Source organism: Aeromonas ichthyocola (assembly GCF_046087985.1).
GTDB lineage: Bacteria > Pseudomonadota > Gammaproteobacteria > Enterobacterales > Aeromonadaceae > Aeromonas > Aeromonas rivipollensis.
Genome location: NZ_JBJSWH010000002.1, coordinates 1 through 22,207, shown reverse-complemented (window position 1 = coordinate 22,207; position 22,207 = coordinate 1). Strand labels below are relative to the sequence as shown.

The 22,207-nt window shown below is 59.7% G+C and carries 18 protein-coding genes, 3 tRNA genes and 1 pseudogene; 10 read left to right on the top strand and 12 right to left on the bottom strand.

Annotated elements, in window-relative coordinates:
* Window positions 1-6: 6 nt before the first annotated feature.
* The 6 genes from uvrC to ACF2JD_RS04860 all read left to right on the top strand — a co-directional run bounded on the left by uvrC (window position 7) and on the right by ACF2JD_RS04860 (window position 3,861).
* Window positions 7-1,875 (top strand): excinuclease ABC subunit UvrC, encoded by a 1,869-nt coding sequence (gene uvrC / locus ACF2JD_RS04885; RefSeq protein WP_440986897.1) that lies wholly within the window; start codon window positions 7-9, stop codon window positions 1,873-1,875.
* A 256-nt stretch (window positions 1,876-2,131) separates the two neighbouring features.
* Window positions 2,132-2,686, top strand: coding sequence for a CDP-diacylglycerol--glycerol-3-phosphate 3-phosphatidyltransferase (pgsA, locus tag ACF2JD_RS04880; RefSeq protein ID WP_025327475.1), 555 nt, complete (start codon window positions 2,132-2,134; stop codon window positions 2,684-2,686).
* A gap of 181 nt (window positions 2,687-2,867) precedes the next feature.
* A tRNA-Gly gene (locus tag ACF2JD_RS04875) sits at window positions 2,868-2,943 on the top strand.
* A 35-nt stretch (window positions 2,944-2,978) separates the two neighbouring features.
* A tRNA-Cys gene (locus ACF2JD_RS04870) sits at window positions 2,979-3,052 on the top strand.
* A 41-nt stretch (window positions 3,053-3,093) separates the two neighbouring features.
* Window positions 3,094-3,180, top strand: a tRNA-Leu gene (locus ACF2JD_RS04865).
* A 66-nt stretch (window positions 3,181-3,246) separates the two neighbouring features.
* The gene (locus ACF2JD_RS04860; RefSeq protein ID WP_440987203.1) at window positions 3,247-3,861 is read left to right on the top strand and encodes a glutathione S-transferase N-terminal domain-containing protein; all 615 of its coding nucleotides are present in this window, start codon (window positions 3,247-3,249) and stop codon (window positions 3,859-3,861) included.
* Window positions 3,862-4,075: 214 nt separating this feature from the next.
* Here the strand turns inward: ACF2JD_RS04860 and ACF2JD_RS04855 are convergent, their stop codons facing one another.
* The 4 genes from ACF2JD_RS04855 to ACF2JD_RS04840 form a co-directional block, all read right to left on the bottom strand.
* A complete protein-coding gene (locus ACF2JD_RS04855; protein WP_025327423.1) occupies window positions 4,076-4,324 on the bottom strand; it encodes a GlsB/YeaQ/YmgE family stress response membrane protein in 249 nt (82 codons plus the stop codon).
* Between the two features lie 119 nt (window positions 4,325-4,443).
* Complete coding sequence (lpxH, locus tag ACF2JD_RS04850) at window positions 4,444-5,172, bottom strand: UDP-2,3-diacylglucosamine diphosphatase (RefSeq protein ID WP_440986896.1); 729 nt, start codon at window positions 5,170-5,172, stop codon at window positions 4,444-4,446.
* Window positions 5,169-5,882, bottom strand: a complete 714-nt coding sequence (locus ACF2JD_RS04845; RefSeq protein WP_440986895.1) for a DUF4269 domain-containing protein — start codon at window positions 5,880-5,882, stop codon at window positions 5,169-5,171. Before ACF2JD_RS04845 ends, lpxH begins: the two co-directional genes overlap by 4 nt.
* Window positions 5,872-6,369: a peptidylprolyl isomerase gene (locus ACF2JD_RS04840; protein WP_025327420.1), complete on the bottom strand. Its 498-nt coding sequence runs from the start codon at window positions 6,367-6,369 to the stop codon at window positions 5,872-5,874. The genes ACF2JD_RS04845 and ACF2JD_RS04840 overlap by 11 nt, the downstream gene beginning before the upstream one ends.
* Window positions 6,370-6,572: 203 nt before the next feature.
* On the opposite strand from ACF2JD_RS04840, the gene cysS reads away from it, so the two are divergent.
* On the top strand, window positions 6,573-7,949 hold the full coding sequence (gene cysS / locus ACF2JD_RS04835) for a cysteine--tRNA ligase (RefSeq protein WP_234689896.1): 1,377 nt from the start codon (window positions 6,573-6,575) through the stop codon (window positions 7,947-7,949).
* Window positions 7,950-8,151: 202 nt separating this feature from the next.
* On the opposite strand, the gene ACF2JD_RS04830 is transcribed toward cysS, so the two are convergent.
* Window positions 8,152-10,326, bottom strand: coding sequence for a hypothetical protein (locus ACF2JD_RS04830; protein ID WP_440986894.1), 2,175 nt, complete (start codon window positions 10,324-10,326; stop codon window positions 8,152-8,154).
* A 1,319-nt stretch (window positions 10,327-11,645) separates the two neighbouring features.
* Between ACF2JD_RS04830 and ACF2JD_RS04825 the strand changes: the two genes are divergently transcribed.
* Both ACF2JD_RS04825 and ACF2JD_RS04820 read left to right on the top strand, forming a co-directional pair.
* A complete protein-coding gene (locus ACF2JD_RS04825) occupies window positions 11,646-12,686 on the top strand; it encodes a diguanylate cyclase (protein WP_440986893.1) in 1,041 nt (346 codons plus the stop codon).
* Window positions 12,687-12,799: 113 nt separating this feature from the next.
* On the top strand, window positions 12,800-13,087 hold the full coding sequence (locus tag ACF2JD_RS04820; RefSeq protein ID WP_440986892.1) for a hypothetical protein: 288 nt from the start codon (window positions 12,800-12,802) through the stop codon (window positions 13,085-13,087).
* 176 nt (window positions 13,088-13,263) lie between these two features.
* On the opposite strand, the gene ACF2JD_RS04815 is transcribed toward ACF2JD_RS04820, so the two are convergent.
* The 7 genes and pseudogenes from ACF2JD_RS04815 to ACF2JD_RS04785 all read right to left on the bottom strand — a co-directional run bounded on the left by ACF2JD_RS04815 (window position 13,264) and on the right by ACF2JD_RS04785 (window position 19,723).
* The gene (locus ACF2JD_RS04815) at window positions 13,264-13,491 is read right to left on the bottom strand and encodes a hypothetical protein (RefSeq protein ID WP_440986891.1); all 228 of its coding nucleotides are present in this window, start codon (window positions 13,489-13,491) and stop codon (window positions 13,264-13,266) included.
* Between the two features lie 362 nt (window positions 13,492-13,853).
* Window positions 13,854-14,627 (bottom strand): transporter substrate-binding domain-containing protein, encoded by a 774-nt coding sequence (locus ACF2JD_RS04810; RefSeq protein ID WP_440987202.1) that lies wholly within the window; start codon window positions 14,625-14,627, stop codon window positions 13,854-13,856.
* A 162-nt stretch (window positions 14,628-14,789) separates the two neighbouring features.
* The gene (locus tag ACF2JD_RS04805; RefSeq protein WP_025327412.1) at window positions 14,790-15,287 is read right to left on the bottom strand and encodes a GDYXXLXY domain-containing protein; all 498 of its coding nucleotides are present in this window, start codon (window positions 15,285-15,287) and stop codon (window positions 14,790-14,792) included.
* Window positions 15,288-15,503: 216 nt separating this feature from the next.
* Window positions 15,504-16,511: a DUF4401 domain-containing protein gene (locus tag ACF2JD_RS04800; protein WP_289984626.1), complete on the bottom strand. Its 1,008-nt coding sequence runs from the start codon at window positions 16,509-16,511 to the stop codon at window positions 15,504-15,506.
* A gap of 93 nt (window positions 16,512-16,604) precedes the next feature.
* Window positions 16,605-17,544: pseudogene (locus tag ACF2JD_RS04795) on the bottom strand (DUF2157 domain-containing protein).
* 208 nt (window positions 17,545-17,752) lie between these two features.
* Entirely contained in the window at window positions 17,753-18,310 is a 558-nt protein-coding gene (locus tag ACF2JD_RS04790; protein WP_440986890.1) for a TMEM165/GDT1 family protein, read from the bottom strand.
* Window positions 18,311-19,216: 906 nt separating this feature from the next.
* Window positions 19,217-19,723 (bottom strand): hypothetical protein, encoded by a 507-nt coding sequence (locus tag ACF2JD_RS04785; protein ID WP_440986889.1) that lies wholly within the window; start codon window positions 19,721-19,723, stop codon window positions 19,217-19,219.
* 90 nt (window positions 19,724-19,813) lie between these two features.
* Between ACF2JD_RS04785 and ACF2JD_RS04780 the strand changes: the two genes are divergently transcribed.
* Window positions 19,814-22,207 (top strand): immunoglobulin-like domain-containing protein (locus ACF2JD_RS04780; protein WP_440986888.1); only part of this gene is annotated, 2,394 nt, incomplete at its 3' end.

Here is a 22,207-nt window from a genome sequence, read left to right as displayed (position 1 = left end):
TTGCCGATGACCCTCTCTCCCGAGCCCCTTTTTGACAGCAAGGCCTTTCTGAGTGCCGTGACTCACCAGAGCGGCGTCTACCGCATGTATGACGGCGGCGGCACCGTCATCTATGTGGGCAAGGCCAAGGATCTGAAAAAGCGGCTCGCCTCCTACTTTCGCACCAATGTCGACAGCATCAAGACCCGCACCCTGGTGCGCCAGATAGCCGACATCCAGGTTACTGTCACCCACACAGAGACAGAGGCGCTGATCCTCGAGCACAACCTCATCAAGCAGTACCAGCCGCGCTACAACGTGCTGCTGCGGGATGACAAGTCCTACCCCTGGATCATCATCACAGCGCACCAGCATCCCCGCATCGGCGTGCATCGCGGTGCCCGCAAGGTGAAGGGGGAGTACTTCGGCCCATATCCCTCCGGCGGCGCCGTGCGCGAGAGCCTGCACCTGATGCAGAAGATCTTCCCGGTGCGCCAGTGCGAGGACGCCGTCTATGCCAACCGCACCCGCCCCTGCCTGCTCTATCAGCTCAAGCGCTGCGCCGGCCCCTGCGTGGCGGGGCTGGTGAGCGAGTCGGAATATGCCCAGCAGGTGGAGCTGGCCAAGCTGTTCCTGGCGGGCAAGAACCAGCAGGTGATAGGGGAACTGGTGGGCAAGATGGAGTCCGCCAGTGGCGATCTGCGCTTCGAGGAGGCGGCCCGCTACCGGGATCAGATCCAGGCCCTGCGCCGGGTCACCGAGCAGCAGTCGGTGAGTGGCAACGTGCTCGACGAGCTGGACGTGGTGGGGGTGGCCTTCGATCAGGGGGCGGCGTGCATCCACGTGCTCTTCATCCGTCAGGGCAAGGTGCTGGGTTCCCGCAGCTACTTCCCCAAGGTGCCGGCCGATACCCCCCTCGACGAGGTGGTGCAATCCTTCCTGCTGCAGTTCTATCTGTCGGGGCAGGGGGGCAGGCAGATCCCGAGCGAGGTGCTGCTGGATGTGGCGCTGGAAGACGAGGCGGTGATAGCCGAGACCCTGAGCCAGACCGCCGGTTACAAGGTGCGGGTGCAAAGCCGCACCCGCAGCGAACGGGCGCGCTTTATCAAGCTCGCCTCCATCAACGCCCAGACGGCGCTGCGCTCGCGCCTGGCACACAAGAGCACCATCACAGCCCGCTACGACCAGCTGGAGGAGTTGCTGGAGCTCGAGCGACCCATAGCCCGCATGGAGTGTTTCGACATCTCCCACACCATGGGGGAGCGCACCGTGGCCTCTTGCGTGGTGTTCAACCGGGAAGGGCCGCTTTCGTCGGAATATCGCCGCTTCAACATCGACGGCATCACGGGGGGCGATGACTACGCCGCCATGGAGCAGGCGCTGGAGCGCCGCTTTGGCAAGCAGCAGGAGCCGGATAAGGTGCCTGACGTGCTGTTTATCGACGGCGGCCTCGGCCAGCTGCGCCGCGCCGAGGAGATCCTGACACGCCAGCTGGAGTTTCTTGGCGGCAAGTACCCGCTGCTGGTGGGCATCGCCAAGGGGGTGACCCGCAAGGCGGGGCTGGAGACCCTGATCCTGGGAGATAGTCACGAAGAGCTGCACTTGCCGGCAGATATGCCCGCTTTGCACCTTATCCAGCACATTCGCGATGAATCCCACCGTTTTGCCATCACAGGCCACAGGGCCCGCCGAGCCAAGGCCCGCACCACCAGTACCCTGGAGGACATTCCGGGGGTGGGGCCAAAACGGCGGCAGGCACTGCTCAAATACCTGGGTGGCCTGCAGGAGGTGAAGAAGGCGGGGGTAGACGAGCTCGCCAAGGTGCCCGGTATCAGCCAGGAGCTGGCCCAGTCCATTCACGACGCCCCGCCCTGCACTCGCTTTGACCCGGGATAAAGGTTGCTGTTCAGGAGAGGCGATACCCAGGAGCGGGTCTGACCCGGGCCACCTTGAGTGGGTGGCATTTGATGTGGATCCCGCAAACCGGCCCCGGCAGCACAAGAGCCGTGACGCAGGGGGCCCGCAAATGCCATAATGGCATGCATCCTGAGGTTATTGATGGATTAATAGACCAAGGCGGGCGCCTGTCCGGTTGCAAGGGTGATCGGCTTGGGGCTACCATGTAGCGGCATACAAGAAGTGGCTGAAAATAATGACAAATATTCCTAACCTGCTGACGTTTTTTCGGATTTTGCTCATCCCCGTCTTCGTCATCCTGTTCTACCTTCCCTATCAGTGGTCCTACATGGCGGCTGCGCTTGTCTTCATCCTGGCGGCCGCGACCGACTGGTTTGATGGCTACCTCGCCCGCAAGCTGAACCAGTCCACCGCCTTCGGCGCCTTCCTCGATCCCGTTGCCGACAAGATCATGGTGGCGGCCGCCCTGGTGGTCATCGTCGAACACTACAACACCATCTGGGTCACCATACCGGCCATGACCATGATTGGCCGCGAGATCATCATCTCCGCCCTGCGGGAATGGATGGCGGAGCTCGGCAAGCGCTCCTCGGTGGCGGTCAGCTGGATTGGCAAGTGGAAGACCATGATCCAGATGGTGTCGCTCACCGGCCTCATCTGGCAATACGACATCTGGATGGTGTGGCTTGCCTACGTGCTGCTCTATGTCGCCACCGTGCTCACCTTCTGGTCCATGTTCCAGTACATGAAGGCCGCCTGGGGCGATCTGACCTACCACTCCCGCTTCTAGTTCGCCTATGGGCAAATGGCCGTTTCCTTGCCGTTGGGGCAGAGAAACGGCCATGAGTGGCAAAAGTGTGGGAGAAGGGCAAAAAATGCCCGAACGATCAGAGTATTAAATGTTTTTGGTTGACTGGACGAGGAACATCGCTAGAATGCGTTCTCGTAGTCAGGCAGTCAGCCAGACCGATGCGGGAATAGCTCAGTTGGTAGAGCACGACCTTGCCAAGGTCGGGGTCGCGAGTTCGAGTCTCGTTTCCCGCTCCAAATTCAGACAATAGAGAGCCAACTCTCTTTTGCATGGCGCGTTAGCAAAGCGGTTATGCAGCGGATTGCAAATCCGTTTAGTCCGGTTCGACTCCGGAACGTGCCTCCATATTGACAAGCCCGCGGCGCGGACTTGATACCGATTGCGGTGCCCGAGTGGTGAAATCGGTAGACACAAGGGATTTAAAATCCCTCGACGTTCGCGTCGTGCCGGTTCGATTCCGGCCTCGGGCACCAGTTATTGAAGAAAGCAATCAAAGACTTACGAAGGCCACTAGCGATAGTGGCCTTTTTGTTTTTCCTATACTGGGCAAGGGGTCGTCAATCAATGTGCGCAAGGTGTTGTGGGCCTGCGCCGAGCTGGATCTCCCTTTCGAGCGGGAGGAGTGGGGGAGCGGTTTTCAGTCCACTCGGAGTGCCGAGTTTCTGGCGTTGAATCCCAACGGTATGGTGCCGGTCATGAGAGATGGGGACTTCACCCTGTGGGAATCGAACAGCATCATTCGGTATCTGGCGACGCGCTATGGTGACGGCGCGCTCTATCCCGCCGAGGCGCGGGCAAGGGCCAGGGTCGATCAATGGATGGATTGGCAGTCGTCGGACTTGAACCGCGCCTGGAGCTACGCCTTCATGTCGCTGGTCAGGCACTCCCCCGCCCATCAGGACAGCCAGGCGATGGGGGCGAGTTGTGCCGAGTGGTCCAGGTATATGCAGATCCTGGACTGGCAGCTCGAGGCCACCGGCGGCTATGTGGCCGGGAGCCGCTTCTCGCTGGCGGACATTCCCGTCGGCCTGTCGGTGAATCGCTGGTTCCATACCCCCTTCGAGCGCCCGCCACTCGCGGCGGTGAGCGATTACTACAAGCGATTGAGCGAGCGCCCCGGCTTCTGTCTGTATGGCAATAACGGGATCCCATAGGCGCAAGCGCGAGATCTGCGCCAGTGCCGCACCCGCCAACCTCTATACGTCAGCGCCTCGCGCCAGAACCCCGGCGCCTGGCAGGGCGACTTTCCCTGCCAGCTGCACCGGGGGTGAAAGGAGTGGCTCGCCCATAAAAAATCCGAAACCCAAGGTTTCGGATCCTGGCACGGGGGCATACACATCGAGTGCTGAAAAAAACGGATTCAGCGGCTCAGCTGCGGATCTTGTTGTAGAAAAACAGCACTATCAAGGCACCCACGGTGGCGATAAGTATGCTCGGCAGGTTGAAGCCGGTGACAGTCCCCATGCCCAGCAGGGTGCCGATGTAACCACCCACCATGGCGCCTATGACCCCCAGGATCACCGTCATGAAGAAACCGCCCCCATCCTTGCCCGGCATTATCCATTTGGCCAGGATGCCGACGATCAATCCCAATACAACCCAAGTAAGAAATCCCATCATTTAGTCCTCATTTGTGTGCACAGACACAGAGTATATGCAGGGTTCTGCGTTGCATCCTGCTCGGGGAGGGGGACAGACGTTGTCATATGGGCACCCCTCATCCCCGAGGGGGACCGTCACTCGGGGAGGGGGCGACTCTCGAGCCGCTGGCCCTGCGGGGAGCAGCTCAGCACGGACCCTTGCTCGAACCAGTCTCCCAGCACGATGCGCCGCGCCGGCTTGCCGTCCAGCATGAAGTCATGGACGGCGGGCCTGTGGGTGTGGCCATGGATAAGCAACTGGCAGCCATGCTGGCGCAACAGCGCATCGACCGCCGCCGGGGTCACATCCATGATGGTCTGTGGTTTGCCGGCATTCTCCATCTGGCTCTGGCCACGCATCTTGCAGGCGATGAGCTGGCGGCGGGCCAGCGGCAGGCGCAGGAAGAGCCAGCGCAGCCATTTTTGCTGGGTGATGCGGCGAAACTTCTGATAGCCCTCATCCAGGGTGCAGAGCAGGTCCCCGTGGCTCAGCAGCACCCGCTCCCCGTAGAGATCGATGACGCAAGGGTCGCCGAGCAGCGTCATGCCCGCCCGTTTGGCGAAGGCCTTGCCCAGCAGGAAGTCACGGTTGCCGTGGATGAAGTAGATGGGCACATCCTGCCGGCTCAGGGCCAGGAAGGCCTCGGCCACCTGGCTGTGGAGCGGGTTGGGATCGTCGTCGCCAATCCAGAATTCGAACAGATCTCCCAGCACATAGAGGGCATCGGCCTTGGGGGCGTCGCGCTCGAGAAAACGCACCAGTGCGGCTGTCATGTCGGGCCGCTGGGTGCACAGGTGAATGTCACTGATAAAAAGGGTGCTCATGATGTGGGATGAGTGCTCTTGATGGGATCCGGGCAAAGGGGGGCAGGGGAGTCTGCCAGCGTGGACGAGTCGCACTGGGAATGGGCCTGCCAGTGGAGCGCGGCAAGATCGCGCCCCTCCAGGGTCAGCAGCGCGGCGTAAGGATCGCCGCCAAGGCCAAGCAGACGGCAGATGGCCGCCTCTCCCTTGAGTCCTTCCTCGAGGCGAAGGCGCAGCACGGCCTGATAGAAGTCGTGGCCAAAGTGCCCCAGCAGGGCGGCCATCAGGCTGAGGTGACGCCAGCCGTTGAGCGTCTCAAGCCGGGCTTGGGTGACATAGAGCTCCACCGGCCAGCGCGCCTGGTCCGGGCCTGTCAGGGTCTGCTCCATCAGCCACACCTGGTGCCCCTTGTCGCTGGCCGTCCAGCCCTGCTCGCGCAAGAGGGCGGCGAGGCGCGCGGGCTCAGGGTGCTGGCAGAGCACATCGAGATCGCTGCCGGGCCTGTCGAGCCCGATGGCGACAGTGCTCACCAGGGCCAGGTCCTGGCACAGGCGCTCAAGCGCATCCCACACACCACTGCTTAGCAAGGCATGGGCGGAGCGCTGGCGAGGATTGCCTTGGGCCAGATAGTCGAGGCGGCGCCAGTTGGCGGGGGTGGCCTGCGCAGATGGAAAAACTGCGGCCGGGGCCGCAGTTATATCAGTGCGCAGAAGGCGACAATCACTCAGCAAGGGTCACCTTGGTGATGACGACGTCTTCGGTCGGCACGTCTTGATGCATGCGGCCGTAGTTGCCGGTCTTGACGCCCTTGATCTTGTTGACCACGTCCATGCCGGCGGTGACTTCACCGAACACGCAGTAGCCGAAGCCCTGGGTGGTGGGGGACTTGAAGTCCAGGAAGTCGTTGTTGTTCACGTTGATGAAGAACTGGGCGCTGGCGGAGTGCGGCTCCGAGGTGCGGGCCATGGCGATGGTGCCAATCTTGTTGGACAGGCCGTTGGCCGCCTCGTTCTTGATGGAGGCGCGGGTCTCTTTCTCTTCGAAGCCAGGGGCATAACCGCCGCCCTGGATCATGAAGCCGTCGATGACGCGGTGGAAGATGGTGTTGTCGTAGTGACCGTCACGGCAGTATTGCAGGAAGTTGGCCACGGTCTCGGGGGCTTTTTCCGCGTTCAGGGTCAGGGTGATGTCGCCGTGGTTGGTGTGCAGAGTAACCATGATATGTCCTTTCAAATGTTGCGCGAGCACGAAGCCGGCTCGCGGCTGTTGCATGGGCTATGGCCTAAAGTGGTGGCAATTCTAGCCCATCAAGGAGCTGCGGCATAGATGGCATGGGGGATCCGGCGCTTTTTCTGCCTCGTTTTCTCCACCGGATGCGGTTAGAATGTCAGGCCATTTTACTCACAGGCAGTGGTCATAAGATGCTGAAGATATACAACACACTCACTCGTCAAAAAGAAGAATTCAAACCTATCCACCCGGGCAAGGTGGGCATGTATGTGTGTGGCGTTACCATCTACGATCACTGTCATATCGGCCACGGCCGCACCTTCGTCTCCTTCGACGTGGTGGCCCGTTACCTGCGTTACGCCGGTTACGATCTCACCTATGTGCGCAACATCACCGACGTGGATGACAAGATCATCAAGCGCGCTGCCGAGACCCAGGTCACCTGTGACGACCTCACCGAGCGCCTGATCGGCGACATGCATCAGGACTTCGACGCCCTCGGCATGCTGCGCCCGGACATCGAGCCCCGCGCCACCCAGCACATCCATGAAATCATCGCCCTGGTCGAAACCCTGCTGGAAAAAGAGCACGCCTACGTGGCGGACAACGGCGACGTCATGTTCATCGTCGAGTCCTACGCCGACTACGGCAAGCTCTCGGGCCAGGATCTGGAGCAGCTGCAGGCCGGTGCCCGGGTCGACGTGGTCGAAGCCAAGCGCAACCCCCTGGACTTCGTGCTGTGGAAGATGTCCAAGCCCGGCGAGCCGACCTGGGACAGCCCCTGGGGCCCGGGTCGTCCCGGCTGGCACATAGAGTGCTCCGCCATGAACTCCAAGCACCTTGGCAACCACTTCGACATCCACGGCGGCGGCTCGGATCTGCAGTTCCCCCACCACGAGAACGAAATAGCCCAGTCCTGCTGCGCCCACGGTGGCGACTACGTCAACACCTGGATGCACAGCGGCATGGTGATGGTTGACAAGGAGAAGATGTCCAAGTCCCTTGGCAACTTCTTCACCATCCGCGACGTCCTGGCCCATTTTGACGCCGAAACCGTGCGCTACTTCCTGATGTCCGGCCACTACCGCAGCCAGCTCAACTACTCGGAAGACAACCTGAAGCAGGCCCGCGCCGCCCTGGAGCGGATGTACACCGCCCTGCGCGACCTGCCTGCCGCCGCTGCCGCCGGTGGTGACGAGCAGGTGGCCCGCTTTGTCGATGCCATGGACGACGACTTCAACACCCCGGAAGCCTACTCCGCCCTGTTCGATCTGGTGCGCGAGATCAACCGCCAGAAGGCCGAAGACATCAATGTCGCCGCTGGCCTGGGTGCCCGTCTGCGCGAGCTGGGCGCCGTGCTCGGCATACTGCAGCAAGACCCGGACGCCTTCTTGAAGGGTGGTGAAGCGGACGACGAAGTGGCCGAGATCGAGCAACTGATCGCCCAGCGCAACCAGGCCCGCGCCGACAAGAACTGGGCCGCCGCCGACGCCGCCCGCAACCGCCTCACCGAGATGGGCATAGTGCTGGAAGACAGCGCCGGCAAGACCAGCTGGCGCCGTGCGTAAGATCGGTGGCTCTGTTAGAGCCAACAGGTTGAGCCAATAAAAACGCTGCTGAAATGAAAATTGTACAGGAAAACAGCACCGACAAAACCAGTGACTCTGTGCTGGAGTTGGTTTAATTGGATAGATAAAAAATCGAAACCAAAGGGTTGCGGTTTTTGTCTATGAACATTTCATGGTTTCATAATTAACATTTAATAGTATTTTACATTTGCATGATATTTTTAATGTCAATATATAACGCATAAAGACGACAAGCTGACATATCTAAAATTGGTTCATACATAAATGAATTAAGATGGATGTTCTCTGGAGTCATTAAGTTGACTTGATCTAATAAAGCGATATTTTCTAAATCTGTTGAAAATACTGCTGTATATTTGTCAAAAAGCTCACGTGTTTGGTTAGAGGTGATAGAGGTTACGAACTCTTGGTCAGAAATCCTATCTATCATGAACTCTTCGGCTTTAAGCCTGATAGCCATAGCCAAAATAACTTTACACTCAAGCTCAGGGGTTTCTTGGTTATCAATTACTAGGGCGTCACTGTGTTGGAATATTTTATCTATTATGGAGTCATGACCATTTGGTAGTGATAAATTGGGTAGGTCACTAAATATATCACGGTAAATAAATTGCAAATCACTCACGATGATGTTTGCGCTATTTTCTTTTAGATGCAGTAAAGATGTAAGTTTTTCGAAATGTTCATTACGCCCACAATACTCTGCAATATTTCTGGCAAACGGAATGCTTGCCAGCATGTATTTTTCATTGGTACTTAAATTTTGTTTCCAGGTTGAAAACACATCCTTCTGATATCTTTCTTGAATTATTTTTATTCCATCAAGGGACTTTATAGCTATCAGTCTATTCTGCCGCTTAGCATTTAGACGGCTACTAACAATTCTGTGGAAGTCAAAGTTATGAGTAAGTAAAAGTAAATGAAAACAAGTTGTCTTTGATAAATCGCGCAGATACTCTACGATTGCATATTTATTTTTATAATCAAAAGACTCTGCAATATCATCAACAATGATCAAAATAGGTTGAGTGCTTTGCTTTCTAACTTCTAGCTCAAATAACACATTAAGGATATATAATGCGCGTTTTTCACCTTGGCTTAATGCGGAAATTAAGCTTTGATGATTTATATTTTCTGAGTTACCACGACCATCATTGAATCTGAATTTTATCGTAGGTGTTGCTGCATTGAGAATGACTTCATCTTGGTTTTCAACACTAAGCTTAAATGGTACGTCAAAGCGTTTGTTGAAAGTGTCAACAACAGTTTCCCATGTAGTTCTTTGTTCTTGGGCTTGTTGGATAATTTGTTTTATTAGTTCTTGATTTTTTTTGTAAGTGTCTACTAAGTCGTGCCAAAGAACTTGTTGTGATTGTAGATAACTTAAAATTATTTTTTTCTTGAATAGATTTATGTTTTGATATTCTGGAAGCAAGTCTTGATGCTCTGAAATATAATCACGAAATGTTTGAGTGTCTTTTGTCTTAAGTTTGTTATCGAATTTGCTGAGTTTTTCTTTGAGTACTGGGTTTTTTAATATTTGGTCTTGTTCCTGCTGAAGTAGTGCATTTAGATCTTCTTGTGAGGTAACTTCACATTTTTCACCCTTAATTGAAATGTTGACGCTGTGCGATGCTGTAAAAAAACCTGATTCATTCAAATTTTTAGATACATCACCAGCTTTCTGGTGATTAAATGTTCTGGATAGGATTGTAGACTCACTAATAAGCTTCTCATAAGTCTCAACATATTCAGTTAGCTCTTGATTTAAGTCTCCAGAGGAAATAAGTTCAATAACTTTTTGGTTGAAAAGATCATTGTATTTAAGATTACTGAAGTGACTTAGGTTATCATGCTTTTCTTCATATAATTCCACCAGCAACTCTAGTAGTTTCTTTTCTGGTTTTGAGAATGCCTCGCAAATAATTTCTGGAATACCTTTGGCTGCTTTTCCAGAGGATTTTGACAGGGATTTTATTAGTGACTCCCGTTTATCATCTACTTCTTTCAATGCTATATCATATTGTTGTTTTAGTCCGTTATCGACAAGTAATGTGGACAGTTGTTGAGAGCTATAACTTTCATTGTAAGAGTCAATGGTTAGAACTTGCTCAGCAGTAATGTCAGTGTCATTTATCTTTACTGATCTAATAGTTATACGCTCAGGGAAAATAATATCTTTAGTGGTTTTTTGGTTTTCAATATCTTTGAAGGTTTTTGTTAGGGAAGTTTTTAATGTGCCATTAGGCGCATATAGAGAGTTAACTCCACAGCAAGAATCAGTTTTTGTAAGATTAAATTTTTTTGATAATTTGCTGATCCCATAGCAATTCTCTAATTCTATATCAAGTAGCATGACATACCTTCTCATAAAATAAGGTTAATTAATGCCGTCGATTATAAATAGGGTTTTTAGCCCATAGGTTCGATCAGCGGAGCGTAATCGGACGTGCTAGAAATAAGGTGTTATCACGGATAAATACTCACTATCAGGCCTTTAATATAAGGTCATTCCTCGATAGGACGGTGTACCGCTTGTTGCTGTACTCATATTAATTTTTACCATGTCGATTGTGCTTGTTGCATAGGTGCGACAATTTGGTCTTGCCATACGGTGGGCGAGGGGCCAGATCAGAGATAACAACCCTCCCGATCATTGTCCCGAATACATTGGGTTCGGTTAACTGGCCTCGGAGTTGAGGATTTGGTTTTTTGCCCCCTCTTGTTCGTCGAGGTGAGCCCGTTTGTCCAGGCCGCGAGGCAGGACGCCGAGCGAGCGCCGCTGGGCCATGGATGGCCCATCGGCGCGTGCCGTCGGACAAAGGGGTGAACCGAGGGAACCCGACGCAGGAGGGCGAACAAGCGGGGGAGAAGACCTTTGGTGACTTTGGGTCTTTCCAAAGTCACTCGCCCAAGCCCGAAGGGCGGGCGAAACCCCGTCGAGGACGGAGTCCTCGTGTCCTGCATGGCGAAGCCGTGCCCAAGTTACCCAACCCCTAACCCTCTCCCGCAAGGGGAGAGGGGATGGTTACCGTGGTGCAATGCGCTGTGCTTATTGCACCCTACCCCTCTCCCGCAAGGGGAGAGGGAATTGTTACCCTGGTGCAATGCGCTGTGCTTATTGCACCCTACGCCTCTCCCGCAAGGGGAGAGGGGATGGTTACCGTGGTGCAATGCGCTCCGCTTATTGCACCCTACGCCTCTCCCGCAAGGGGCGAGGGGATTGTTACCGCGGACGATTACGCTTCGCTACTCGACCCTGCTTGTCTCGGGGTCGTCGGAAACCCCGTCGAGGGTGGAACCCTCGCACCTTGCCGAGGCGCGGGATGCCGGGCTGGCATCCGCCAACGACGCTACCGCCCCTGGCTCTCGCTACCACAATGCGCCGCTGACCCTGGCATACGAAAAAGGGTCCAACGGGCACCCACCCCCATCCTACGGAGCCGACGGGGCCCGATCCATGGATATTGCTGACCCAAGTGTCAGAATCGACAGGTTTTTTGCGCTGGTTCAAAGTTACGGCCGCACGCCTGGGGTGGGGAGGGGCCTCAGGCGTGGCCCGCCAAAGTGTGAACGGGCCGATATTTCCCCGGCCTACCCCTTTCTCGCACTTGTCTGGCGTGTCCCGAGTTGGCTAAGGTGGTCGCCCATCACATGCAGGCAGTGGAGAGAGGCATGGACAAGATATTGCAGACCTTGTCGGAGCGGGTCACGCAGGCGCGGGATCTGGAGAGCCTGACCCGGCCCCTGCTGGAAATGCTCGAGGCGGTGACCGGGCTGGAGTCGACCTATCTCACCCAGATTGATGTCGAGCAGGGCACGCAGAGCATCCGCTATGCCAACAACGCCAACGACGTGGCCGGGCTGCAGATCCCGGAGGGGATCACGGTGGACTGGAGCGATACCCTGTGCCGGCGCGCCATCGATGAGGGGCGCATGTTCACCGACAACGTGGCCGAGTGCTGGGGCGATTCGGATGCGGCCAGGATCATGGGCATTCGCACCTATCTGAGCAGCCCGGTTCGCACTCCCTCGGGGTCACTCTATGGCACCCTGTGTGGCGCCAGTGCCGAGCGAAAACCCCTGGTGGAGGGGGCTGAGCAGCTTATCGGCTTCTTCGCCCGGCTCATCGCCGAGCATGTGGAGCGGGAGCAGTTGCTGCAGCAGTTGCAGCAGGCCAACCAGGAGCTGGCGCGCCAGGCCCTCAGCGATCCCCTGACCGGCCTGCCGAACCGGCGGGCGCTGATGCAGGAGCTGGCTCGCCTGTTTTCCCTGTCGGAGCGGGCCGGGCACCCTGTGCTCATCGCCTTTATCGATCTCGATGGCTTCAAGCAGATCAACGATACCCACGGTCACGAGGCGGGGGACAAGCTGCTGATCACCATGGCGCAGCAACTGTCGGCGGCCCTGCGCGGCGGCGATCTGCTGGCGCGGGTCGGGGGGGACGAGTTCGTCGTGGTGGGCATGGGGCCTCATCAGGGGCATGAGACGGTCGAGGGGGCGGTGCAGGGCTTCCAGCGCCGGTTGTTCGAGCAGAGCGTTTTTCAAGTGCCAATCCCCTCCCGGGTGCTGGACTATCCCGGCGCCAGCGTGGGGGCCGTGGCCATAGATCCGGCGCACACCAGCATAGACGACGCCCTGCGCCAGGCCGATGCGCGCATGTATGCGGTCAAACGCCAGCGCCGCGCGCTGGAGGGACGGGCAGGTTGCACCTGAGACGCCCTTGCCCATGGCAAGGGGGCCAGGGGCCGCGGCTTTGATGCCGCGCATTGTTGCCCCCGCGCCCGGGATGCTAGGATGCGTCTCCCTCAACACAGGCACCCTCTACCATGGCAAACCGCGTTATCGGCCAGTTCCGCGCCCTGGCGGCGAAAGTGGCCACCCTCTTTGCGGAGCTTTCCGAGTTTCAGCAGCGCATCTGGGTGGTCAGCATCATCAAGAATGCCTACACAGACACCTTCATCGTCAACGAAGGCAGCTTCGAGGAGCCCATGCAGTGGATGCACCGCAAGGGCTACAGCGCCGAGATGCTGGCCCGGGTCGATGCCATGGCCCGCTCCCAGGTTGTCCAGCTGGAGCTCGGTGGGCAGTGCCACCGTCTGATGCGGGTCAAATAGATGGCCCGGGTCGATGCCATGGCCCGCTCCCAGGTTGTCCAGCTGGAGTTTGGCGGGCAGTGCCACCGTCTGATGCGGGTCAAATAATGACCCCTTTTGGCCCGAAGGGCCCAAACCATAAGGTTCGGGCCACTCACCCTGCTGCCTGATGGCAACCCCTGGCAGGGTTGCCCGAGTCATGATTTCTCGGTGGTGCGCTCCGGTTTCAATGCCCCCGAGTAGACGCAGATGGCGGAGTTGTAACTGTTGTAGGCGACGGCGTAGTTGAAGTCGCAGAAATAGGCCGGGTGCTTGGTGGCCACAGTGTCACCCGCCTTGCATTTGTCCTGCATCCCCTCCACCAGAGAGTCATTGTTGGCGCCAAGACAGGCCTTGCCCGTGGTCTTGTCGCCGCCGCACGCCATCAACAGGGCGCAAACCGAGATCTGTTCAAACGAGATGCCGGTGCCATGGGCTCCGGGGTATAGGGAGATGGCGCCTGGGGGAAGGGTACCCGGCGGCTTGCCGTCGTGCGCGCCACCAGGGGCGCTGCCGCAACGGCTTGGCCGCCATTGTGCGCCGTCCCCTTGCCCGAAGAGAGGGTCAACAGACTCCCGGCGTCATTTTACGGACCCATAGCGGCCCCTGTCACCCCTTGGGGCGACCGGCGTCAGACATTCAATGGTGTTCGTGATGGGGGTCAAGGGTTGGGCGGGGCTGAGTGAAGAGAGCGGTGCCCGGCAGGCGAGAGGCCCATGGCGGGCCTCTCTGCTGGCATCGAGGGGCACTAGGGCGCCGGGAAGTACTTGTGCTGGATCCGCTGGAACTCGCTGCTGGCCAGCACCTGGGTCAGGCCGTGCTGGAACTCCTTGACCAGGGCATCGTCCACCGGATGGCTGAAGGCGAAGCAGAACTGCTCGGAGCTCAGCACCCAGCGCACCTCGAACTGGGCGGGATCCAGCTGCTGGGCCTGGATGAGATCCATCAGGGTGGCCTTGTTGCTGGAGATGAGGTCGACCCGGCCCGAGGTGAGCATCCGCAGCGCCTGGGGGAGGCGGTTGGCTGTCATTATCTTCTGCTCGTCGAAGCCGCTGTTGAGCAGCAACTGCTCCCCCACATCGGCGCGCACGGCGCCTATGGTGTGCTGCTGAGCATCCTCCAGCCGGGTGAGCTTGAGGGGATGGCTGGCCAGCCCCATCAGCACGATTTCGGCATAGCCGATGGGGCAGGCCCACTTGAACAGGGGATCCCGCGCCTCGGTGCGGGCGGTGGCGAAGAGCACCACGTTGGGCTTCTGGGTCAGCAGGTAGTAGCCCCGGGCCCAGGGGAGGATGCTGATCTCCTGAGGCGGGGTGCCCGTCTTCTGCCACACCTGGTGCAGCAGCTCGATGGCAAAGCCGCTTGGGGTGCCATCTTCCCCGGTGAAGTTATAGGGTTTGTACTCTTCGGTGAGGTAGTGAAGCTTGCCAAGAGCCGGGCTGGCGCTGGCCTGTCCCATCTCCCCCGGCCCGGCCCAGAGTGTGGCTAAGAGTGTGGCCAAGAGGGCGGTTCTGTTCCTGATCCTTCCTATTCCTGCGCTCATCCTGACCATCCTGCTGCCGAGTGCCCAGCTTCAAGTGTTGCCAAGCCGCGGGGTTTCGCCACCCGAAGGGGCGAGCTATCGCCGTTGCTGTGCCAAGGCGTGGCGCAACAGGGGGCGGCAGCGCGCTCCCGGGACGGCCCATCACCAGGCCGGGCGGGTATGGCCTATGGGCTTGAGGGCCTGATCGCGAAGGCCGACCAGCAGGGTTGCGCCGTCCGCCTGCAGCCGGAATTCGCCATAGCGCGCCTGCTCGTACTGGGCGGCTGTCCCCTCCTCGAAGAAGAAGGCATCCGGCCCTATCCACCACTGGCCCTGCTGCCAGCGGGCCTGCAGCAGGCGCTGATCCGGGGCCAGGGCGTCGGGGGTGCCCCCCTCCACCCGCTGCGCTACTTGCTGCTCATCGAGGCGGATGACCAGGGTCTGGGTGGCAGCACCCTCCTGGTGCGGGCTCCCCAACTGACGGGCGAGGGCGTAGCTCAGGCGCATGTAATCCCCCTGCATCAGGGAGCGGGGATCGACCGGGGCCAGCTCCAGCAGCACTGTCTCGCCGCTGCTCATGGCATGCTCGAAGCGCCAGACGGTGACATTGATGCCCACCAGGATGGCGAGGCCGGTCAGCAAGAAACCAAGGCGTCTCATGAGGGGAGCCTCCCATGCAGGTGTTTGAACCCTTGGTCGTCGCCGAGCAACAGGGGGCGGGAGCCCGGCAATGTGGCGAGGCCGGTCAGCAAGAAACCAAGGCGTCTCATGAGGGGATACTCCCATGCAGGTGTTTGAACCCTTGGTCGTCGCCGAATAACAGGGGACCGGAGCCCGGCGGTGTGGCGAGGCCGGTCAGCAAGAGGGCAAAGTGTCTCATGAGGCGATCTCCTTGCCGAGGATGTTCAACAACTGGCGGGCGCCGAGCAGCAGGGCCCCCGAGCCCAGCAGCAGCCAGGATTTGGTCATCAGGGTCAGCCCGAGATCGTAGTAGTAGAGGGAGCCAAAGCCGAGCAGCAGCAGGCCGGCCAGGGTCATGAGCCCCAGGCTCCCGGCATAAAAGCCGAGCACCAGCACCAGGGCGCCGGCCCCCATGCCGGGGATGATGGCGCTGATCACCACCAGGGGCAGGCCGTAGAGCAACGGCAGTTTCAGTTTCACCATGACCCCGAGCAGCAGGGCGGCGCAGAGCAGGGGATTGAGCATAAGCGGCAGGCGGGAGAGCCCGAGCTCGTCGAGCGCGCTGGTGCCGCCATCCCAGAGTGGATGGTGCAACCGACCCAGCACCAGCAGGGAGAGTGCCAGCCCCAGGGTCAGGGACTCATAGAGCGAATGGCGTTCTGGGTCGCGCTCGGCCTGCAGCCAGCAGAAGGTTAGGGCGGCCATCACCAGCGGCAGGGCCAGCAGTTGCAGGCCGAGGCAGGCGAGCCCCATGGTCAGCAGGATGGCGGCGGCGAAGCTGTGGAAGAGGCGAACCAGCCAGTGCTCGAACAGGGCGGCGATGGCCAGCGACAGCAGGGCCAGTCCCAGCCAGAGCGGGGCCGAGTGGGGGTCAATCTGGTCGATGAGGCCATAGAGCAGCCAGGCATCGGCCGCGAGCGCGAGCGCCAGCACGAACTGATCCCAGAGATCGCTGCGCCGGGCCAGGCGGTTGAGGCCGAGGGCGGCGGCCATCAGCAGGGTGCCCATGACAAGGGCGTGGTTCGCTTCGCGGATCAGGCTCTCGAAGGCCATGAACAGGAAGAACAGCAGGAAGAGGGCGGCCAGCCAGCCCACCATGCCGAGCAGGAAGCGGCTCGACCAGTGAGGTTGCTCGTCTTGGGGGGCGTCGCCCTCCACCAGATGGGCGGCCCGCAGCCTCTCCCAGGGGCTCAGATCAGACATGCTGCCTCCGTTGTTGTTGCAGCCAGCGGCTGGCCATGACCATGAAAGTCCGATGGCGATGGGATGGCCAGCAGGGGTGACCAGAGGATCGGCTCAGGCATGGGACCTCCGTTGTTGTTGCAGCCAGCGGCTGGCCGCGACCGACAGGCCGATGGCAATCAGGCTCAGCAGCAGGAAGCCGTTCATGTCGGGCTCCATCCACTTGCCGAGCGCCGCGAGAATGACGGCGATAAGGCTCAGGCACCCCATGGCGAGCCCGGCGATAAATCTGTGGTGCCAGCGCAGGTAGGCGGCCCCAAGCCATGCGAGCCAGGCAGGCCAGACCCAGGGGGAGGCGGCATCGAACAGCGCCAGCAGGGCCAGCAGGGTGACCCCGAGCCCAGCGGCCAGCCCCGGGAGCCAGGAGGGCATGAGCCCGAGACGCGCTGGGGCCAGGATGAGCGCCCCCCAGAGGGCGGCGTTGAGCAGGGTCAGGCACCAGCCGAGGGCCTCTTCATTGAAGGAGAAGAAGAGATCGATGAGGCCGAGCCGCCAGTAGAGTACCAGGGCCAGCTGGCCGAGCAGCCAGCAGAGCGTCCAGAGCAGGGGGCTCCTGCCGAGCGCCGCCAGGGGCAACAGCAGCAGGGCCCAGGTGGCGAAGAGCTGCCAGGGATCGGCACCTGTCTGGTAGGTCTGACCCACCAGGGCCAGCAGGGCGCCTATGTTGAGGGCCACCGCCAGCAGCAGGGCCTGGCGTGGGGTATCGGCCAGGGGCTTGCGCCAGAGCACCAGCAGCATGGCGAGCAGGGGCAGCTCCAGCAGGGCGAGGCGGGAGAGGCGGCCCAACGCCTGCCAGTTGAAGGCGACGAAGAACACCAGGCCAGCCCCCAGGCAGAGGCAGCCGAGCCAGAGCAGCAGCCTGTCGAACAGCCACTGCCAGCGCACGGGGGCCGGGGGCAGATCGCAGAGGGCGAGGGCGGCGGGCAATGACTCCCGGGGGGAGACGACCGCGTCTGACCCAGTCGAGCAGGGTCTGTCTTGAGGTGACGAGCATGGCGAGGCTCCTGGTGCCGTCGTGCCTGAATGGTAAGGCATTATGGCACGGCGCCGCGTCCCGGGGCAGACCCCGGTGGCGCTGATGCGACAGGGAGGCAGGAGCGGACGACAAAAAAGCCCCGACCGGGAGGAGGGGGCTCTGATAAAGGGCAGGGGGGGATATGGATGGGTGCTCACGCCCATCCCATCCCCTCGTTGCTGGCGAGTCAGACGAAGATCAGGGTGCTGGCGCCCAGGCCCACGAAGAGGATGGCGCAGGCGATGCGGATCCCCTGGAGAGGCAGCTTGTCGGCCCCCAGCTTGCCAAGCAGCACCACGGGCACGTTGGCCAGCATCATGCCGATGGTGGTGCCCGTGATGACCTGAGTGAGAGAGTCGTACTTGGCCGCCAGCAGCACAGTGGCTATCTGGGTCTTGTCACCTATTTCGGCGATGAAGAACAGCACGAAGGTGGCCATGAAGGGGCCGTATTTGTCGAGGGAACTCTCTTCATCGTCCATCTTGTCCGGCACCAGGATCCAGACCGCCATGGCGATGAAGGCCCCGGCGACCAGCCAGGTCATCACCTTGGGGTCCATCCAGCTGCTGATGAACTCCCCTATCCAGGCGGCACCCGCATGGTTGAGCAGGGTGGCGACCAGCATGCCGGCGATGATGGGCCAGGGTTTGCGAAAACGACAGATGAGCAGCAACGCCAGGAGCTGTGTCTTGTCGCCGATCTCGGCGATGGCCACGCTCAGGGTTGAGGTTAACAAGGCTTCCATAAATATGACCGGGGGACGGAATTGTTATAAACCAAAGACAAGCCTGCGCCATCCGTCCCCGGTATTGGCACTGGCCCGTCAAAGGTCTTGTCAAATCCGGCATTGCCCGGATCACCCTGACCATGGTGAGTTGGCACCAAGTATGTTGATCAGGATCGCGCACCGGGTTGGCACCCGTGGCGAGACTACTCCCCCTCGATGGGAGCCGGCATTCTAGGGAAAAACGTTCTCTGAAGCAAGGTGTGTGGCTGGGGGATCACCCCTTCACCGATTTGATGTGACCGCTGGCTCTCTCCAGCCCGATCTGGCTCAGGCCCCCTTTGTCCCCTGACTCTCGATGTTCCCTCCTGCGTTCATCTCCACCATCCCCTAGCGGTTGCCCCGCCTTCACCGACCCCGGGGGAGGGCAGGATAAAGCACGCCCTGACACCCGGGCCGGAGCGGCGCACCTGTCACAGGGGGCAAAGCGGCAAACAAAAAATGCGTTGTGAAACAGGCAACAAGCACCGCTGCCCAGAGCCCCGCGGGCGGGGAAAAATGGCGTAACACCAATTTCCAGAGGCAGCAAAAAAATAAATTCGCAACTGTCAAATCTGACAGCAACTACGCTTAGCCAAAAATAAATGCGCCACCATGGCGAGTGCGTTTTCAAGACCGGGACAGGTTGAAGTTGATGTGCCTTGCAGAGGCATCACGGATGACGGTGATTGACTCTGACTATCTCTCTTAAATGGATTTAAGGGGTTTAAAATGGGGGTCGATGTTTTAGGGTCAGGTGTCGTCGACATCTGGCCACAGGGGCCGATGTGTCCCATGGCAATCGACGGCCAGCGGCGTTCCGGGGAAGGGGATGCCAGTTGCAGACCTTTCGCCGTCGAGACCGCCCTCGACGCTGTGAGCGCCGAGTCACCGCAAGCTGACCTGATACCGCCACTCTCCCGCAATCCAATCCCATCCGGCAGCGGCCTTGTGCGCACGCTGGCGCAGGCCCCCACACCTTGGGCTTATCCGGCTCGGCGCCTTGTTGTCGTTGGTGTGCCAGCGGCAGGGCAGGCCGGGCTCGCTGGTGGCCCCTGCGCCAGGCGCTGCCAGCAGAGCATCCGCCAACGCGGCCACCAGGGCCGCCGTCAAACCACTCTCCCCGCCAGCGCGCCTTATCCCCATCAGCAGAACCATCGCCTGCCGCTTCGCCCTGATGCCCCGTTTCCGAGCACCGCCAGGTCGCAGGATGGCGCCGTGCCGAATGCGCCCCGCGCCGTGCTCAGCGGCCATCGCCGTCCCTCGTTGAATGGAGAGGATGGCTTCACGGCGACAGATTTCACCACGCAGCTCAGGAAGGGGGGCTATGGAGAGAACAGCCCGCTCCTCATGACTGCTGGCCCAGATCCACTTTGTAAGACAGACGGGGCTCATCTCTCGCCGCGTGCGAGGCAGATGCGCCCTTGTCACCCCCAGATCCTCAGCGATATCGCACTTTCCCCCACTTTTTAAAGGAACTTGCTCATGGCCAATATCAACGGAACGAACAGAAACGACATCATCAACGCCACTGCCGGCAACGATGCGATCAATGGCGGTGCCGGGGATGACACCATCAATGCGGGGGAAGGCAACAACGCTGTCGATGGGGGCTCGGGCAACGACTCCATCACAGCCGGTGCCGGCAATGACGTGATCGACGGCGGCAGCGGCAACGATGTCATCAACGCGGGCAATGGCAACAACACGGTCGATGGTGGCTCGGGCAACGACAACATCACCACCGGCAGCGGCAATGACAGCATCGACGGTGAGAGTGGCAACGACACCATCTTCGCCGGGGCGGGCAAGGATGTGATCCTCGCCGGCGAAGGCAATGACACTGTCTATGGCCAGGATGGGGACGACGTCATCTACGGCGAGGCGGGAGACGATCTGCTCGATGGCGGCGATGGCAACGACTACATCAACGGCGGTGATGGCCGCGACATTGTCTACGGCGGCAAAGGGAGCGATCGGCTTGTAGGAGCCGACCAGAATGACACCCTCTACGGTGGCTCAGGGGACGATGTGATCGGTGTCGACGATGCCTGGCGCTGCAACTTCAGCCGCGAAAACGGTCAGGATGTGATCTACGGCGATGGCAAGAACTCGGCCAGCGGCGCCTGGTTGAGTGGCGCAGACGAAGTGGGGAGCGATCTCATCTACTCCGGCCGTGGCAATGACCACATCTATGGTGACAGCGGGTTGGGTGGCACTGTCGGCGGCAATGACAGGATCTATGCCGGTGGCGGCAATGACGCCGTGTTCGGTGAAGGGGGCAACGACGTCATCTACGGCGAGGACGGTGACGATCTGATCGACGGTGGCGCCGGTGATGACACCCTCAAGGGAGGGGATGGCCGGGATACCGTCTATGGCGGTGCAGGCGGCGACATCATCAGCGGCGCTGATGGCCGCGATCTGCTGTATGGCGGCTCGGGAGACGACCGCATCGGCAACAATGACGACAACAGCTGGCGTCACGGCTACTTCAGCGAAAGTGGTGGCGACATCATCTATGGCGATGGCAAGGACTCGGCGTCCGGCCTCGCTGGCGCCACAGGCAATGACTTCATCTTCTCCGGCCAGGGCAACGACACGCTCTACGGCGACAACGGCAACAACTTCGCAGGCGCCGGTGCCGGAGGGGCCGATACCATCTATGCCGGCAGCGGCAATGACACCGCCTATGGAGAAGGGGGGGATGACGAGCTCTTCGGTGAGAAAGGCAATGACAGCCTGTATGGGGGAAGCGGCGCCGACGAGATCGCCGGCGGTCTGGGGGCCGACACCCTGAGTGGCGGCAGCGGCGCCGACACCTTCATCTTCACCGCCGAGCTCAATCAGCACTCTCACCGCGGTTGGCATGGCTGGGGCGGCTGGCATGGGGGTTATGATCACTACGATCTGCAGAGCTGGTCCGACTCCACCACCATGGGGATGGACACCATCACCGACTTCCTGAGCATCAAGGATCTCGGCTCAAACCCGCTGATCACGGCCGGCGGCCCCGACAAGATCGATCTGGTCCAACTGCTCGGAGACGACGTCGACCTCAAATGGGGTGGAACCACCCCGACCGCCTACGGTGTGTGGTTCAAGCACGAAGGCGGCAACACCTATGTCTATGCCGATATCAGCGGCAATCCGGCCGTGGCCGAGCTGGCGTTCAAGCTGACGGGCATCCACCACCTGGTGGTGGGGGACTTCCTGGGGGTGAGCCAGGTCAATATCACCCTGGGCGATGTGACTGTAAATGAAGGCAGCGGCACAGCGAGCATTGTTGCAAGCGTTGATCAGGTTGTAACGGGAAGCAATCTGCAGATCATCCTCTCCAACGGAGCCACTGTGACCATCCTGGTAGGCCAGACCACTGGTACATCCAGCGCCTTTGCTGTGCAGGGAGATGACATTTTTGTCGACGGCGAGGCTTATTCGGTCAGCATCGCCAGTGCCACAGGTGGCAACCTTGGCACACCTGATATCAGCGATACTGCCACCATCACCGTCAACGACACCATCGACATCACCACTGTGACCCTCGACGATGTCACGGTGAACGAAGACCAGCCCCTCACCTACACCGCCAGTGTGAACAACCCGACCCAGGGCGCCTTCTCGGTAACCCTGAGCAACGGCGTGGTGATCCACTTCGCCGACGGCGCCTCGGTCGGCAGTTCGGCGCCGCAACCGGCCCAGGGCGATGATGCCAACCTCGACAGCGACAGCTTCGTAGTCAGTATCGCCAGCAGCGCCGGTGGCAACTACGAAGGCCTGGACACCAGCACCGCCAGCGCCACGGCGCAGATCGCCGACACTATCGACGAGGTGACCGTCAATCTGTCGACCAGCGACGTGGACGAGGACGACGCCAGC